At 37.5% G+C, this 14,470-nt stretch carries 12 protein-coding genes; 5 read left to right on the plus strand and 7 right to left on the minus strand.

The genetic code is table 11. The features are described 5' to 3' along the window. Window positions 1-74 precede the first annotated feature (74 nt). The 5 genes from G622_RS0102245 (at window position 75) to G622_RS21390 (ending at window position 6,501) form a co-directional block, all read left to right on the plus strand. Window positions 75-767: a response regulator transcription factor gene (locus G622_RS0102245; protein ID WP_026492187.1), complete on the plus strand. Its 693-nt coding sequence runs from the start codon at window positions 75-77 to the stop codon at window positions 765-767. Beyond that, entirely contained in the window at window positions 764-1,828 is a 1,065-nt protein-coding gene (locus G622_RS0102250; protein WP_026509309.1) for a HAMP domain-containing sensor histidine kinase, read from the plus strand. The genes G622_RS0102245 and G622_RS0102250 overlap by 4 nt, the downstream gene beginning before the upstream one ends. Window positions 1,829-1,842: 14 nt before the next feature. Next, a complete protein-coding gene (locus tag G622_RS0102255) occupies window positions 1,843-2,700 on the plus strand; it encodes a CPBP family intramembrane glutamic endopeptidase (RefSeq protein ID WP_026509310.1) in 858 nt (285 codons plus the stop codon). Between the two features lie 189 nt (window positions 2,701-2,889). Continuing rightward, the gene (locus G622_RS0102260; RefSeq protein ID WP_026509311.1) at window positions 2,890-3,759 is read left to right on the plus strand and encodes a CPBP family intramembrane glutamic endopeptidase; all 870 of its coding nucleotides are present in this window, start codon (window positions 2,890-2,892) and stop codon (window positions 3,757-3,759) included. 210 nt (window positions 3,760-3,969) lie between these two features. Further along, window positions 3,970-6,501, plus strand: coding sequence for an ATP-binding protein (locus G622_RS21390; RefSeq protein ID WP_242832943.1), 2,532 nt, complete (start codon window positions 3,970-3,972; stop codon window positions 6,499-6,501). A gap of 136 nt (window positions 6,502-6,637) precedes the next feature. Here G622_RS21390 and G622_RS0102270 read toward each other — a convergent pair whose 3' ends face one another. The 7 genes from G622_RS0102270 to lspA all read right to left on the minus strand — a co-directional run bounded on the left by G622_RS0102270 (window position 6,638) and on the right by lspA (window position 14,462). Further along, window positions 6,638-7,159, minus strand: coding sequence for a cysteine hydrolase family protein (locus tag G622_RS0102270; protein WP_026509312.1), 522 nt, complete (start codon window positions 7,157-7,159; stop codon window positions 6,638-6,640). A 155-nt stretch (window positions 7,160-7,314) separates the two neighbouring features. Next, complete coding sequence (locus tag G622_RS0102275) at window positions 7,315-9,033, minus strand: leucine-rich repeat protein (RefSeq protein WP_026509313.1); 1,719 nt, start codon at window positions 9,031-9,033, stop codon at window positions 7,315-7,317. Window positions 9,034-9,125: 92 nt separating this feature from the next. After that, complete coding sequence (locus tag G622_RS0102280) at window positions 9,126-11,588, minus strand: adenosine deaminase (RefSeq protein WP_026509314.1); 2,463 nt, start codon at window positions 11,586-11,588, stop codon at window positions 9,126-9,128. A gap of 30 nt (window positions 11,589-11,618) precedes the next feature. After that, window positions 11,619-12,212 (minus strand): 5'-deoxynucleotidase, encoded by a 594-nt coding sequence (gene yfbR, locus G622_RS0102285; protein WP_026509315.1) that lies wholly within the window; start codon window positions 12,210-12,212, stop codon window positions 11,619-11,621. Window positions 12,213-12,272: 60 nt separating this feature from the next. Then, window positions 12,273-12,899 (minus strand): cytidylate kinase-like family protein, encoded by a 627-nt coding sequence (locus tag G622_RS0102290; RefSeq protein ID WP_026509316.1) that lies wholly within the window; start codon window positions 12,897-12,899, stop codon window positions 12,273-12,275. Between the two features lie 82 nt (window positions 12,900-12,981). Continuing rightward, complete coding sequence (locus G622_RS0102295; RefSeq protein WP_044956951.1) at window positions 12,982-13,926, minus strand: RluA family pseudouridine synthase; 945 nt, start codon at window positions 13,924-13,926, stop codon at window positions 12,982-12,984. Beyond that, window positions 13,923-14,462, minus strand: a complete 540-nt coding sequence (gene lspA / locus G622_RS0102300) for a signal peptidase II (protein WP_026509318.1) — start codon at window positions 14,460-14,462, stop codon at window positions 13,923-13,925. The genes G622_RS0102295 and lspA overlap by 4 nt, the downstream gene beginning before the upstream one ends. Between the last annotated feature and the right edge of the window lie 8 nt (window positions 14,463-14,470).

Genomic DNA, 14,470 nt, shown 5'->3' on the forward strand with positions numbered 1-14,470 from the left:
CACTTAAATGTACAGAAATGACTGAGGGGTATTATAAATTATAAAAATGAAAAAGTGGGTTAGAGAGAGTATATATGGCGGATAAAAAGTACAAAGTGCTGGTCGTTGACGACGAGCCTCAAATAGCAGGACTTTTAAAAGTATGTCTTGAGATGCATGGAATGACGGTAAAGGAAGAATATGATGGTAGCAAAGCCTATGAACTGTTCAATTCCGAACAGTTTGATCTGGTCATCACAGATATAATGATGCCTGTCATGGACGGGTATGAGCTGGTTGAAAAGATAAGGAAGCAGAGCAATGTACCGGTGCTTTTCCTGACCGCAAAGGGTGATGTATTGGACAGGATAAAGGGACTTAATCTTGGTGCGGATGATTATATCGTAAAGCCCTTCGATCCCATGGAGGTCGCTGCAAGAGTGTTATCAACCCTTCGCAGATGCTACGGTTACGACCGTCAGGAGGAAGGGAAGGAGCTCATTTGCGGGGCGCTAAAGCTCAAGCCATCATTGAAGCGCCTTTATAAAAATGATGAGTCCGTTGAGCTTACGGCTCTGGAATACAGAATGACCGAATTTTTCATGAGTAATATCGGACAGGTCCTCACTAAGGATCAAATATATGAGGCAGCATGGGAAAGCGACAAATTCCCGGACGATAACAGCATTATGGTTGCCATAAGTAAGCTGAGATCGAAAATCTCTGACGGAGAAAATGATTATATCCACACCATCAGAGGGCTGGGATATCGGATGGAAGAAAAATGAGACTTAAATATAAAAGAAAACTCCAAACATTCCTGATAATTATTCTGGCATATGTTTTTTTACTTATCCTATTTATAGATAAAATCAGGGAGTTCCTGATGGGAGTCATAGACGGCTTATATGGCGGTCAGGGTATGAGCAAAGATCTCGGTACTCAGATCACCATGGCCAGCATGATTGTGACCTACCTTCTTTTCTGGGGACTGTCCAATATTTTGGAAAAGAATATTTCGGAACCTGCCAGAAAAATAGCAGATAACATGAATCTGGTAAGCTCTGGGAATCTTGATGTGCAGATGGAAGTAAAGGACAGCTTTGAATTTGCAGAGATGGAAGAAGCCTTCAACCACATGGTTTTGAAATTAAAAGAGGCTCAGAGTATCAGAGAGCAGAATGAGGAACAGAACAGGCAGTTATACGCCGGGATTGCTCACGATCTGAAGACTCCCATGACTATGGTAATGGGCTATGCCAGACTTCTCAAGGAGGAGGATATCTCTGAGGATGACAGAAATCACTATCTGACTATAATCGAACAACAGATAAAAGCTGCCAATGTTCAGCTAGAAGACATGCTTGAGTATGCAAAATACGGAAGCACAGACTATAAGATTTTCCCGGAAGAAGGCAATATTGCGGGTTTTCTTCGTGGCATTCTTGCAGATATGTTCTACAGATTTGAGGACAGGAAAATGATTCTTGAGCCTGAAATACCGGACAGAGTCATCTGCAAATATGACACTGAGCAGATGAAGCGTGTTTTTACTAATTTGATCAATAATGCCATAAGGCATAACCCTGAAAATACTACCTTCAGGGTATCAATAAAAGAGGAAAATGGCGTAATTATCAGCTTTTCAGATGATGGTCCGTTTCTGGAGGAAGACCTGAAGGAGCACATTTTCGAACCCTATAAGAAGGGGAAAAGCGGTGGCAGCGGACTTGGATTATCAGTAGCAAAAAGAATTGTCGAGCTTCATGGCGGAAGCCTCGAATATAATGAGAATTCGGATGATGGCTACAAAAGTTTTGTAGTTACTTTACCCTTGGAATGGATGTAGAGAGGTAAAAAAATATGGAAACAAAAAAGGAAAACAAGGTTAAGACAGTAATGGAGGCAGTAGCAATAACACTGCTTTACCTGCTGATACAACTGGCGGTATCAATCATTATCAGTCTGGTTGTATCCCTGACCATGTCTGTAGACAACATGGATAAGGAAGCTTTGCTCGATAGTATTAATGCCATGCAACCGCTTATGCTATTCATTTCGAATTTAATCTGTACAGTATTGTTTGGAATTTGGTATTACCTGGGATATGTAAGAAAAGACAAGCTTGCCGGAACTTATGAGCCCTGGCATGAGAAAATGTGTGATGCAAAAGTCATTGCTTTTATAGTGTTTTCATCACTGGCAATAGGACTTTTTGACAGACATATTGCTGATCTGATAATAATGATATCTCCTGAAAGCGGTGAGTTATTATCCACCATAATGTCAAACGTTTCGGAAGTAACTCCCATGAATATCACATCAATGGTTATATTATCAGCTATGGCAACGGCCTTTGCCTTTCCGGGTATTATAATGCAAAAATTCAAGAATTCCTTCGGGATGGCGGCATGCATAATTATACCTGCCATACTGTTTGCCGTATTGATGCTTAATCCGGTGCAGATAATTTACGGAATCCCATTTGGCCTTGTTATGATGTTTATTTCTTACAAGTTTAATTCAGTCGTACCGGGCATGCTGGTGATCCTAATAAACAATATCGGAGCGATATTACTGAATCAGATATTTAGTCCGGGGCTTCCACCGGTTGTAAGTGCATGCTGTGTTGTTATTTTCCTTGCACTTTCAATTTTTATGTACAGGAAAATTCCCTTTTCAAATAAAGATACAAAGGATATTCCCTCTCAGAACGAATAAAGATTTGAAAATAATGTAAAAATAAGGTTACGTTAAGATTTACTTCAATCTGCGGAAATGATTTCGAATTATCATGTTTTCATCAGGCAAGGGAAAGCGTGCAAACATGATACGGAATCGCCTGTAGGATTGAAGTTTTTTTAACCTCAAATTGATAACAATAATTTTATAAGAAAAAGGAGAATGAGTATGAAAACAACAAAGGGAAGTAAAGCAAAAGCAATATTCGTAGCACTGGGAATTGTGCTCCTGTTTTTGGGAATTCAGGGAGTGATCGGAGCTGCAGGATCAGTAGGAGCGTCTTATATACATTATGCTCAGACAGGAGAAACCTTTAAGGATCAGGCAGAATATATGGATTACATTTCCGAAATCTTAACTGTATTACAGTTTGTTGGAGAGATTGCCTGCATTGCAGTATTCGGTCTCTGGTATTACCTTGGATCCGTAAGAAAAGATAAAAAGCAGGGAACCTATGAATCAGGTCTTAAGAAGATAGCAAATGTAAAGTCAATCGCATTCCTTACCTTCACTGCACTTGGTTTCTATGCATTTGTATTAATAGTTTCCAATGTTATTGCAGCCCTTATCCCCGGAAGCAGAGAGCTGTTTGGGCAGATTATGGGACTTATCTCAGGTGGAAATCAGGTTATCGCTGTACTTACAGTAGCACTGCTTGCTCCCTTCGCCGAGGAGCTGGCATTCAGAGCAGTAATGCTTAAGAACTCAAAGAAGTCTTTTGAAATTGTAGGTTGTGTCATCCTCTCAGCAGTGATGTTTGGACTTATGCACATGAACCCGCTTCAGAGCATATATGCAATGCCCTTGGGACTGGCACTTGCATTCGTAGCTTATAAGTATAATTCAGTAGTTCCTGCAATCATCATGCATGCTATCAATAATACAGTTGCTATTGCATTACCTTCACTTATGGGAAGAGCTCTTAGCAATATTGAAGCAGCTATTATGTGTGTAGTGTTTCTGGCACTTGCTGCATTTATTTACAAGAAGCTGCCCATAGAGACTAAGCAGGCCGAAAATACAGAGGTTGCTGCATAATTCATAAAAAGTACGAGGCTGCCGGCAGAAATGTCGGTGGCCTTTTTTAGATTTCCGCGAAATATCTAAAAGTTTAAGCCTTTCTACATAAATTTTTTATCGTCATTTAATATACCCCAAATAAATTTGATGTAACATATACTTACAGGTACTATACACACAGTATTTGCACGAATTCCTATACAAAGGATGGGTTATAGCTTGAAGAATATGCGAAATTCAAACCGAATCTTAATCCTGCTGATATGTATATTCATAATGCATGTCAGCATCGCTATGTCTTCATACTATGCTGCAGCTGCAAAAAAAACATTAACTGTAGGCGTTCCTGTGGATCGTTGCCCTATGATCTATGTAGATTCCAAAACAGATAAGATTGTTGGCATAGGCGTTGATCTGCTCAGTGAAGTTGGCGAAGCAGCAGGATATAGAATGCGCTTCAAGGCAATTAAAGAGGAGAATATAAAGGCTGCTCTTGATAATAGAGATTATGATCTGGTGATGCCTTTTGGGAGTGCCATTACCAGCGCAAGCGGTCAGCAAACTATCATAACTGATTCTCTGGTAGAGACACCGATGACTCTTGTAACGGTGAACAAACAGGCACTTCCGAATTTTAACAACATAAAAGTCGGAATGCTGAAATCTCAGGTGGGTGTTGCTGAATCACTAAAACAGACTTTGCCCGGAATAGACATTACTCTGTACGAAAATGTGCCTGAGTGTGTGAAGATGCTTAAAGCCGGTAAAGTTGATGCGCTTTTGCATAATTCTTATGTATGGAGTTACATATTGCAGAAGCCATCTTATTCGGATTTGACAATTCACCCTTCAGCAGTCATTTCCATGGAATTCTATGCAGGTGCTGTTGATACTCCAGAGAGCCGGAAAATCATTGAAAAACTAAACAGTGATATCGCAAATTTAACCGACAGCCAAAGACAGGCTGTAATTCTGGACTATACCACCAGAAAGCTGTACAGGTATGGTTTTTTCGACTATCTGTATGAGTACAGATTTATTCTGGTTATATTTGTTTTAGTTTGTGGTGTCTGGTTATTCGAGAACATAAAACTCAAAAAAGCCTACGAAATCGCTGAAGAGGCTTCTAAAGCTAAAACATTGTTTCTTGCAAATATGTCTCATGAAATCAGAACGCCCATAAATGCCATTATGGGTATGGGCGAACTGGTACAGAGAGAGACTGCCGACAAGAAGATAAAGCAGTATGCCTTCAACATTTGTAGCTCTGCCAATTCTCTTCTCTATCTTGTCAACGACATCCTTGATTTCTCAAGGATGGAAGCCGGGAAAATGAAGCTCCGAAATGATCCCTATCATTTATCGAGTCTGCTTAATGATGTCAATATGATGATAGTTGAACGTGCCAAGAGTAAGGGAATTGTCTATAATCCCGTAGTTGATGCCAATATTCCCGATGGTCTTATAGGTGATGAGACAAGGCTCAAGCAAGTTCTTATAAATCTGCTTACAAATGGTGTGAAATACACCATGGCAGGTTTTGTAGAACTAAATATCAGCTTTAAAAAGATTGAATCTAATTGCATAGATTTATATATAAGTGTCAAGGATTCAGGCATCGGAATGAAGCAGGAGGAGCTTAACAAGCTATTCAAAGCATTTGAACGACTTGATGAAGATAAAAACAAAACTATCGAGGGCACAGGCCTTGGAATGAGTATAGTTAAACAGATTCTCGATGCAATGGAAAGCAATCTTAAAGTAAAAAGTGAGTATGGTGTAGGTAGCGAGTTTTCCTTTGTTGTAAGGCAGAAAGTCGCCAACTGGGGTAAGATAGGCGAATATGACAAAATTGCAGAGGAGGTTGCAACCGGCCAGGGTAATTACTGTCCCAGCTTCATAGCTCCGGGCGTAAAAATACTTGCTGTTGATGATAATGAGCTAAACCTCAAGGTAATTACAGGTCTTCTGGAGAAAACACGGATGACGGTGGACACTGCTCTTAGCGGGAAGATTGCGTTGGGACTTTTGAGCAAAACAAAATATGATATTTTGCTGATAGACTATCGCATGCCCAAGATGGATGGAGTAGAGCTTCTTAAGCATATTAAATATGATGCTGACGGAATAAATTATTATAGCGTCTGCATAATTCTCACTGCCAATGTGGTAAGTGGAGTAAGAGAGATGTTTATTAATGCCGGTTTTGACGATTATCTGGAAAAACCTGTTAATGGAAAGCGTCTTGAGGATATGCTAAAAAAATATATCCATCCTGATAGGATTATTTCCCCTGCGAGCATAACCCAAAGCGAAAATGACCAAAGGAATAATACCGTTCAAAAAGATGATGAAAGTAGCGCAGATAACAGCGATGAAAATCCGTCCGTTGTAAGTGCCGACACTATGAAGAAGCTAAAAGAGCTCCAAAACGACAGGTATATAAGTATCAAATCCGGAGTTGAATACGCAGGTGCAGAAACACTGTTTGTGGATACTCTGCGGTTCTTCAGGGCCAACGTGGATAAAAAATCCGCCGAGCTAGAGCAACTATTAAACTCGAATAATATTGAGGATTATGCAACAAAAGTGCATGCGCTAAAAAGCTCTGCAAGAATGATCGGTGCTAAGGATCTCTCGGAAAAAGCAAGACTTCTCGAGGAAGCGGGCTTAAATGGTGACCTTGATTACATAAAGGAAAATCATGATGAAATGCTGAGCTTATATCGCCAATATAAAAAGATTCTGGAAGAGCTTTAATTCAGTAAAAAGTCGGTCTGTATGGCCGACCATATAAGGAGCGTATAAATTACGTGCTTGGGCAGTTTGATCTTAGACAAACATTACTTCGTTAAATCCCTCTTTAACGAAGTAATGAGTGTATTTATTATTACAATCAAGCAACTGAAATCTGACATGATTCCATTGTTTTAATTGCAGCCAGATGCTTTTCAGGTGTAACGCCTGCACAGCAATCCGGATCTATTGAGATATTTACTTCAGGCATAAATGCTTTCAAAATAAGTGCATTTGATGCCACGCATATATCTGTGCATAATCCCACAAGTTCAATCTCTATTTCTTCTTTATCTGCAATCTCTTTAATTCTTGAAGCAAGCTCTGTTGATCCGAATGTAGGCTTATCAATAATGGTTGCATCCTTTAAAAGTTCTGCAATTTTCTCTTCAATATTCCAGCCATGGGTATTTATAATGCAATGCTCAACAGGCAGATTTTTGCCTTCCTTAGTCTGCATATAATTAGGCTGATGTGTATCTCTGGTGGCAAAAACATCTTTTATGTCATATTTTTTGATCTTTTCAATGACATTTGGAACAATTGCTACAGCTTCCTTAGTCCCAAGAGATCCATCAATAAAATCGTGTTGCATATCGATTACAACTAATAACTTTCTCATACCGAATAATTCCTCCACTTTTATTTTTAATGCATTGCATCCAATGTATTAGTATTCAAACAGTATTAGTATATCATGACTACAAAGAAAAAAATAGAGACCATATTATTCATATGGCCTCTACTAAAATCAAATTATTTAGACTCAGGATTCAATCAGAAAGCTCTGTACTTAAATACAGAATTCTTACCGCCTGCCTTCTTTACCTTCTTAACAAGCTTATTGTATGCTCCGCGGCTTGTTCCTTTAAGTAAGAATAATGTATTTGAATCTGCTGATTTAAATGCATCCTTACCAAGCTTTGTAAGATTATAGCCTAATGTCTCAACACGGATAAGCTTTGTCTTTCCGGAGAATGCATTTTTCCCGATCTCAGTAATATTTGCACCAAGCATTACTGTCTCAAGCTTTTTACAGCTCTTGAATGCGTTGTTGTTGATTTTTGTTACCTTGTAATCCTTGCCGTTAACAACTACTGTTGAAGGAATTGTAATACTCTTTGCATTTTTCTTAGTATATTTTGAAACAGCGACTGTATCTTCACCAGTTACCTGATAAACAAATTTGCCTGTTGTATCATCAAGATCATTTATTGTAGCTGCAAAGCTTACAGTGGTGTTGGCAGTATCATCAATAACAAGTGTAACATTAAGGATTCTGCTCTGTCCTGCACCGTTCTTTGTGAGCTCGATATAAGGATGCTCCTTAGTCCAGTTAACCCATGTAAATGCACTTTCTTCAGGTTTTGTTGTAATTGAAACGGCCTTAAGAATCAGGCTGCAATCATAGAGCTGTGAAGCATCTTTAAATGTAGGAACAAAATTTGCTGTCTTTTCAGAGCTAAGCATTGTAGTACGAGTTACTGTTTTATCAGCATTGAGTATACCTAAACCAAAGTTATGTGAATCCTTGAAAAGTGACTCATCATATTTCTGGATTCTGTTACTTGTTTCCTTATGAGTACCCTTTGACTCACGAAGCTTTGTGCAGTAATTAACACGTGTTAAGCCATAAGATTTCATCTTAGACTGAGATGTGTTGAATCTCTCGTAATCGATATAACCCTTCTTTGCCTTATCACATGCTACAAGGTCAGTCTCATACCATTTTGAACCGATTTTAACCTGGTTCCAGCACTTGTTTCCGTTAAAAAGAATATCATTGGAAATCTCAGCATTGTCAAGAAGTGCTGCAAATGCAAGTGCATATCCCTGAGAAGAAGCTCTGTGCTGAATAAGTGCACCATAAGCTGTGTTCTTCAGATCTTTGTTATCAATATCAACCTTTACATTTGTTACATTATCAAGAACCATATTAAAGCACTGATATTCAATTACAAAATTTGTATCATCAGCATCAATATTGCTCATTATTTTGTTTACAGCATTCTTTAATGCCTTCTCTTCACCTGTGTAATTGTTGTCGCTGATTCTCTTAAGGTATGCGTAGCATGAATACTTTTCATCCTTATCCTTAACATAGAAAAGCTTAAGCTCAGCCATAGCACCGGCAATATTTAAAGGATTTGAATATACATATGCGCGTCTTGCAAATTTGAGATCCTCGGCTGAATACTTCTTCTTTTCAGCTTCACCTGTAAACATTGTGTAGAAATTTGATGCATTAAACTGTGCCTTGTTCTCAGCTGAAATAGCAACGCCCTGATCCATTATCTTAGAATCAAGATAGTTGTAAGCATCATAAATCTTCTTCTGAGCATCATTAAGACTATCGCGTATAGCTGAAGCATTTGCCGCTTTAGCAACGATAGGCTCTGAAGTGATAAATGTTGTAGGTACCACTGTTACTGCGAGTGCAGCAGCAAGAATAACTGTCCCCAGTTTTTGTAATACATTAAAACTTTTTTTAGCCATTGTTAGCCTCCCTCGATAAACTATTTTACGTATACTATTATATAATAATTTGTCCAACAAATGTCCAACAAAATAGAAAAAGGTAAAATATTTTATGATTTTCTACTTAACTCCGTTTGTAATTCGACAATTCTCTTAACTATCGGATTTTCAGTGTCAAAAATGTTTACATATCCATGCAGGGATTTGGCCTTTTGCTTCAATGTCTGGGAATGACTCCAGATAAAAATCGCAGATTTGCCTTTACCGTTTTTTGCCTCCTGAATAAGATTTGCAGCTGAACTGTTTCCGTCAAATGCAATTACCATTGACGGCCTTCTTTCAAATATCTCATAGTTAAAGCTTTTATATATTCCCATTCCCTCAGCTTCCGGAGAAACTCTTATATAGACACCTGCTTCAATTAGTTTATCTCTCTCCTGCTTTGTTATAAGTGTAGGAACAACCGCATATATTCTGAAATTCTTTTTATTATTATCAATCAGATATTTCTCATAGCCTGAGAGCTTATGTCCTATAACAAAACACACTTCTTCAGGATTTAAAAAGTCCATCAATTCATCGAGTTCCTTTTGACCATCAGGCGTGATTCTGGTAGCTCTTTTTTCTGTATTAAAGCTGCCGCCTAAAAGAACAATAGGAAAACGATCCCAGGTTATTTCTGAAATCTGCTCTTTAAGCTCTTTATTCGCATCAAGACGCTTATACTTCTTTGAAGATGATTTTGATATTCTTACAGTCTTCATCTTTTCAAGCAGAACTTCTTCCATGTCTCTGTTTTTGAGAAGGGCTATAAAAGCAGCCTTCTTATCGGAATATGCTGTCTGCCCTTCCTCAATTATCTGTGCTTCTGCATCCTTCATAAGCTTTAGATCTTCATCAGAAAGCTCCAGCATTTTCTTTAGAGAAAGCTGTTCATCAATGGAACTTGTGCCATAAAGCGCAGCTCCATCAGTCCCCTGAACACAGCGAATTCCCTGCTTCAAATAATACTTTAGAGGGTGTTCTTTTAATGAGTTCAGATTATTTAACCTTACATTACTTGTAAGCTGGAACTCCAAGACTATATTGTTTTCTTTAAGCTGCTCAATTACTTCCTTACCCTTATTTGATCTGGGACTGTATGTATAAAGTCCATGTCCAAGCCTCATTCTGGGCATAGACTGTCCCGGAAGCAGACAATCCTTTACGCACTGTATACTATGCGAGATGTTATCCTTTAGTGAATCGTTCTCTCCTGCATGAACTCTTATAACAAAACTGGGATCAATCGCAGCAAATTTTACAAGCTCTTTAAACACAGGCTTTAGTGTGATAATGTCATTTATCTCTTCACCTACGAAATCGCATCCTGCGACGTAGGGATCAAGGAAAGTCGCTCTTAACACTTCAAGATTCTGCTCAAGATAATCAGAAGGGGTAACAGCATCTTTTACAATAGTGAGCGGAATTCTTCTCATTGCCGCAAGAAATCTGATCATTACGCCTGTTTCCTGATATATTTTAGGCATAACCTCATGGACTTGCTTTAGCATCTCCACTGACTCATATTTTTTTACAAGTGTGGTATCACTTATCTCAGCATAACAGACGCCTTGTCTTTTATAATTTCTGGCGATCCATAAAAGCTTATCCTGAAATACTGTATTTTTAGAATAATCAGGATTTTCTTTGTCCTTCTGCATCTGTTTTAAAACATCTCTTACGTCTTTATCAGGAATCTGATCCATATTACTATAGACAATCTTATCTTCACTTTCTTTAGCCTTACAGAAAACATATCTGTACAGATATACCTTTTCAAGATTAGTGAAAACAGCCTGCCCGTCTTTAATCACCGCGAGAGAGCCTCGAATCTTAACAATATTCATCTCTGCATTATCAAGGTTATTTAAAATAAGATCTGCAAAATTTATAAAAGTGTTATCATTTATTCTTCGATCAAGGTATTTTCCCTGCAGTCCTGATGTTACAAATTGTCTTGCGACTTTTTCCCTCTGAGCATTAAGTTTATCCCACTGCGCATCAGTAAGTTTTAAATCAAGTTTTTTAACATAATATAAAGGGTATCTTATCTGATGATATATTCCAAGCGCTATCAGAACATCTCCGGGCAGATTACCATTCATATGCGTGTGCAAATCCGCACGAAATTTTAATTCTTTTCTGACATAGGTCTTAAAAAGAGTCTTTGAAATATCCAATTGATAGTCCTTTGTCTGACTCATTAAAGTCTTCGCGATTGCAGGTATAGTTGCTTTTACATCAACTGTGCCATCCTGGAAAATACTGGCTATTTCAACATCTCCAATACTAAATACATAAGATTCTACGTTATTGGCATCAACAAAACAGGGAACCTCACCTCTTATCTCAAGCATATCATTTTCATTTTGAGTGAGTGGTAGCTTGCAAAGCGCAGACAGATTCCTGATAAGATTGCCTGTGTGATGATTAGGAGTAGATAAAATGTAATACATTTTATCCAAATCCTTATATAGACTTACAATGATATCTTTTTCTGCATCAAGGAAAAAGCATGTAAAAAAAGTCATAATAATACCTTTCGATAAAAACAAAATAATTCAGGAAAGCTCATCCAGAGTTTTTCCATATGGTTCAAGAAAATCTTCCATAAAGTCATTGACTTCAGGTAACTCTTTTTTCATTTTCTCCAATGATTTCATCGTGCTTTTTTCAGCTGTTCGAAATTCACTGTTTCCGGAATTTTTTTCTTCAATACACTTTATCAGAGCTGACAGTTTATCAGCTGCTTTAACAAGTTTTCGCATATACTTTTCGTCATCGCCATCCTGTACCTTGAATATGTCTTCAAAAGCGGGCCTCAAATCATCCGGAAGCTTATGAAGCAGTTGCACATCTGCTATAGCCTCAACCTGTTTATACGCATTTTTCAGTTCTTCATTATAATATTTTACAGGCGTGGGCATGTCCCCTGTAATAATCTCAGAAGCATCATGATATAAGCCAATCAAAGCAGCCTTTTCAGCATTAAGGTTCTTATTGTATCTGACGTTTCCGATTACACATAGCGCATGGGCTATCATTGAAACTTCAAGTGAATGTTCACTTAAGTTTTCCGGTCTTGAATTTCTCATAAGAGCCCAACGCTCGATATATTTCATTCTGGAAATTGTAGCAAAAAAATTGTATACCATTTTCGTATAAAAAAGGAGCAAACCCTAAGTCTGCCCCTTATTCCTTTCTGATTTATATTTTTATTTTGTTTCAAAATCTGCGACAAATTGGGTTATCAGTTTCACCGTGCCATCAATGCCAAGCACACTACTATTTATCGTAAGATCATAGGTATCAGATCTTCCCCATTTTTTAGATGAGTAATAATTATAATAGCTCTGCCTCTGTTTATCCTTTTTTATAAGCATTTCAAGAGCTTTATCTTTAGTAGTCACATCCGGATATCTGTCCATTACTCTTTGAATCTTATCATCTTCATCAGCGTGAATAAATATGTTCAGCACGTTTTTGTAATCGGCAAGTGCATAATCAGCACATCTGCCAACGATTACACAGGGACCTTCATCGGCGATCTTTTTGATAGTATCAAACTGAGCCAGGAAAATCTTGTGACTGATGGGCATATCTACAAAGCTGGAGGAATTATATCCAAATGAATACGTATCCATAACCAGGTTGTAGAGAAATGATGTTGTGGGACGCTCGTCATGATCCTGAATCATTTCCTTAGCGAAACCGCTCTCTGAAGCAGCTCTTGTAAGCAATTCTTTGTCATAAAACTTAATGCCAAAGTGTTCAGCAACCTTCATTCCAATCTCACGTCCACCAGAGCCAAATTGTCTGCCTATTGTAATGATTGTATTCATAAATAAAACCTCCATAATAAAAGATTTCATAAATTTAATACAATTATACCACAAATCAAACTATTAGGATAGAAAAACTGACTTATTGTAAAACATTTAGTAAATGCTGAAAATATTCAGGAAATGGCGCATCTGTTTCGATATATTCACCGGTCACCGGATGCTTAAACCCAAGAACTTTGGCATGAAGACATTGTCCTTCAAGTTTGAATTTGCTTTTCATGGAAGGACCATATACCGTATCTCCCAAAAGAGGATGCCCTATATGAGACATATGCACTCTGATCTGATGTGTTCTTCCTGTTTCGAGTTTACATTCAATGTAAGTCATTTTATCTTTTTCAAAACGTTTCAGAACTTTATAATGTGTAACAGCTGTTTTACCCTGACCATCAGGAACAACAGCCATCTTTTTTCTATCTGTAGCACTCCTTCCGATATTGCCAATAATTGTCCCTTCATCATCCTTTAGAATTCCATAACATATTGCATGATAAATTCTGTTAAGGCTATGTTCTTTTAATTGATCAGCAATACATCTGTGGGCAATATCATTTTTACAGATTATTATTGATCCGGTAGTATCCCTGTCTATTCTATGAACTATTCCGGGTCTCATCACTCCGTTTATCCCTGACAGATCATCACCAAGATAATACATAAGTGCATTAACTAGAGTACCGTTATAATGACCGGCAGCAGGATGGACCACCATGCCTTTAGGTTTATTTACAACAAGAACATCACTGTCTTCATAGATTATATCAAGAGGAATGTCCTCAGGCTCAATATCAGGAACGACAGACTTTGGAATTTCCATTTCCAAAAGATCCCCTTCCGATACTGAAGTACTTGCCTTAACAGGTTTGCCGTTTAGAAGTACTTTTTTATCCTTTATTAGTTTTTGAATATAACTTCTGGACATAGAATCAGAGAGAGAGCTCATAACTTTATCAACTCTCTCTCCCTCCATATCATCAGAAGCTATGTAATTTAATTTGTTCTCTGCTTCAAATGAATTATTCATTTAAACTCCCTATACTTTTTCTGCTGTTTAAAGCTTAAGAAATCAAAATCCTTTTCTTTATAATAAAACAGGAAAAGTATAATAAAAAGAATTGTAGAAACAGTAACATATATATCTGCCACATTAAATATCGGAAAATTAATAATCACAAAAGAAATAAAATCCACTACGTAATCATTTCTTATCCTGTCTATCATATTTCCGGCAGCTCCACTTGCTATCATAACAAGAATAATCTGTAATATATTATATTTTTTTTCAAGAGGAAGCTGAAATAACACATAAGCAATTACAATCATGATCATTATTGCTATCATCACAAAAAATACTTTTTGATCCTGTAATATTCCAAATGCAGCTCCTCTGTTTTTCAAAAATGTCAATTCCAGAACTTTTGGTATTATTACGATTGATTCTTTATCCATCAGATACTTGACAGCAAGATGTTTTGTAAATTGATCTAAAATAACAAGTATTGCAACTGATATAATATCAGCTAAAAGAAAAATCTTTTTCCTGTTTGTAAAATTGTTCATATTAACTC

It is taken from the genome of Butyrivibrio sp. LC3010, from assembly GCF_000424385.1.
GTDB lineage: Bacteria > Bacillota > Clostridia > Lachnospirales > Lachnospiraceae > Butyrivibrio.

Coding starts and splice junctions, on each gene's coding strand:
- G622_RS0102245 (WP_026492187.1), top strand. CDS start 75: ATGGCGGATAAAAAGTACAAAGTGCTGGTCGTTGACGACGAGCCTCAA.
- G622_RS0102250 (WP_026509309.1), top strand. CDS start 764: ATGAGACTTAAATATAAAAGAAAACTCCAAACATTCCTGATAATTATT.
- G622_RS0102255 (WP_026509310.1), top strand. CDS start 1,843: ATGGAAACAAAAAAGGAAAACAAGGTTAAGACAGTAATGGAGGCAGTA.
- G622_RS0102260 (WP_026509311.1), top strand. CDS start 2,890: ATGAAAACAACAAAGGGAAGTAAAGCAAAAGCAATATTCGTAGCACTG.
- G622_RS21390 (WP_242832943.1), top strand. CDS start 3,970: ATGCGAAATTCAAACCGAATCTTAATCCTGCTGATATGTATATTCATA.
- G622_RS0102270 (WP_026509312.1), bottom strand. CDS start 7,159: ATGAGAAAGTTATTAGTTGTAATCGATATGCAACACGATTTTATTGAT.
- G622_RS0102275 (WP_026509313.1), bottom strand. CDS start 9,033: ATGGCTAAAAAAAGTTTTAATGTATTACAAAAACTGGGGACAGTTATT.
- G622_RS0102280 (WP_026509314.1), bottom strand. CDS start 11,588: ATGACTTTTTTTACATGCTTTTTCCTTGATGCAGAAAAAGATATCATT.
- yfbR (WP_026509315.1), bottom strand. CDS start 12,212: ATGGTATACAATTTTTTTGCTACAATTTCCAGAATGAAATATATCGAG.
- G622_RS0102290 (WP_026509316.1), bottom strand. CDS start 12,899: ATGAATACAATCATTACAATAGGCAGACAATTTGGCTCTGGTGGACGT.
- G622_RS0102295 (WP_044956951.1), bottom strand. CDS start 13,926: ATGAATAATTCATTTGAAGCAGAGAACAAATTAAATTACATAGCTTCT.
- lspA (WP_026509318.1), bottom strand. CDS start 14,462: ATGAACAATTTTACAAACAGGAAAAAGATTTTTCTTTTAGCTGATATT.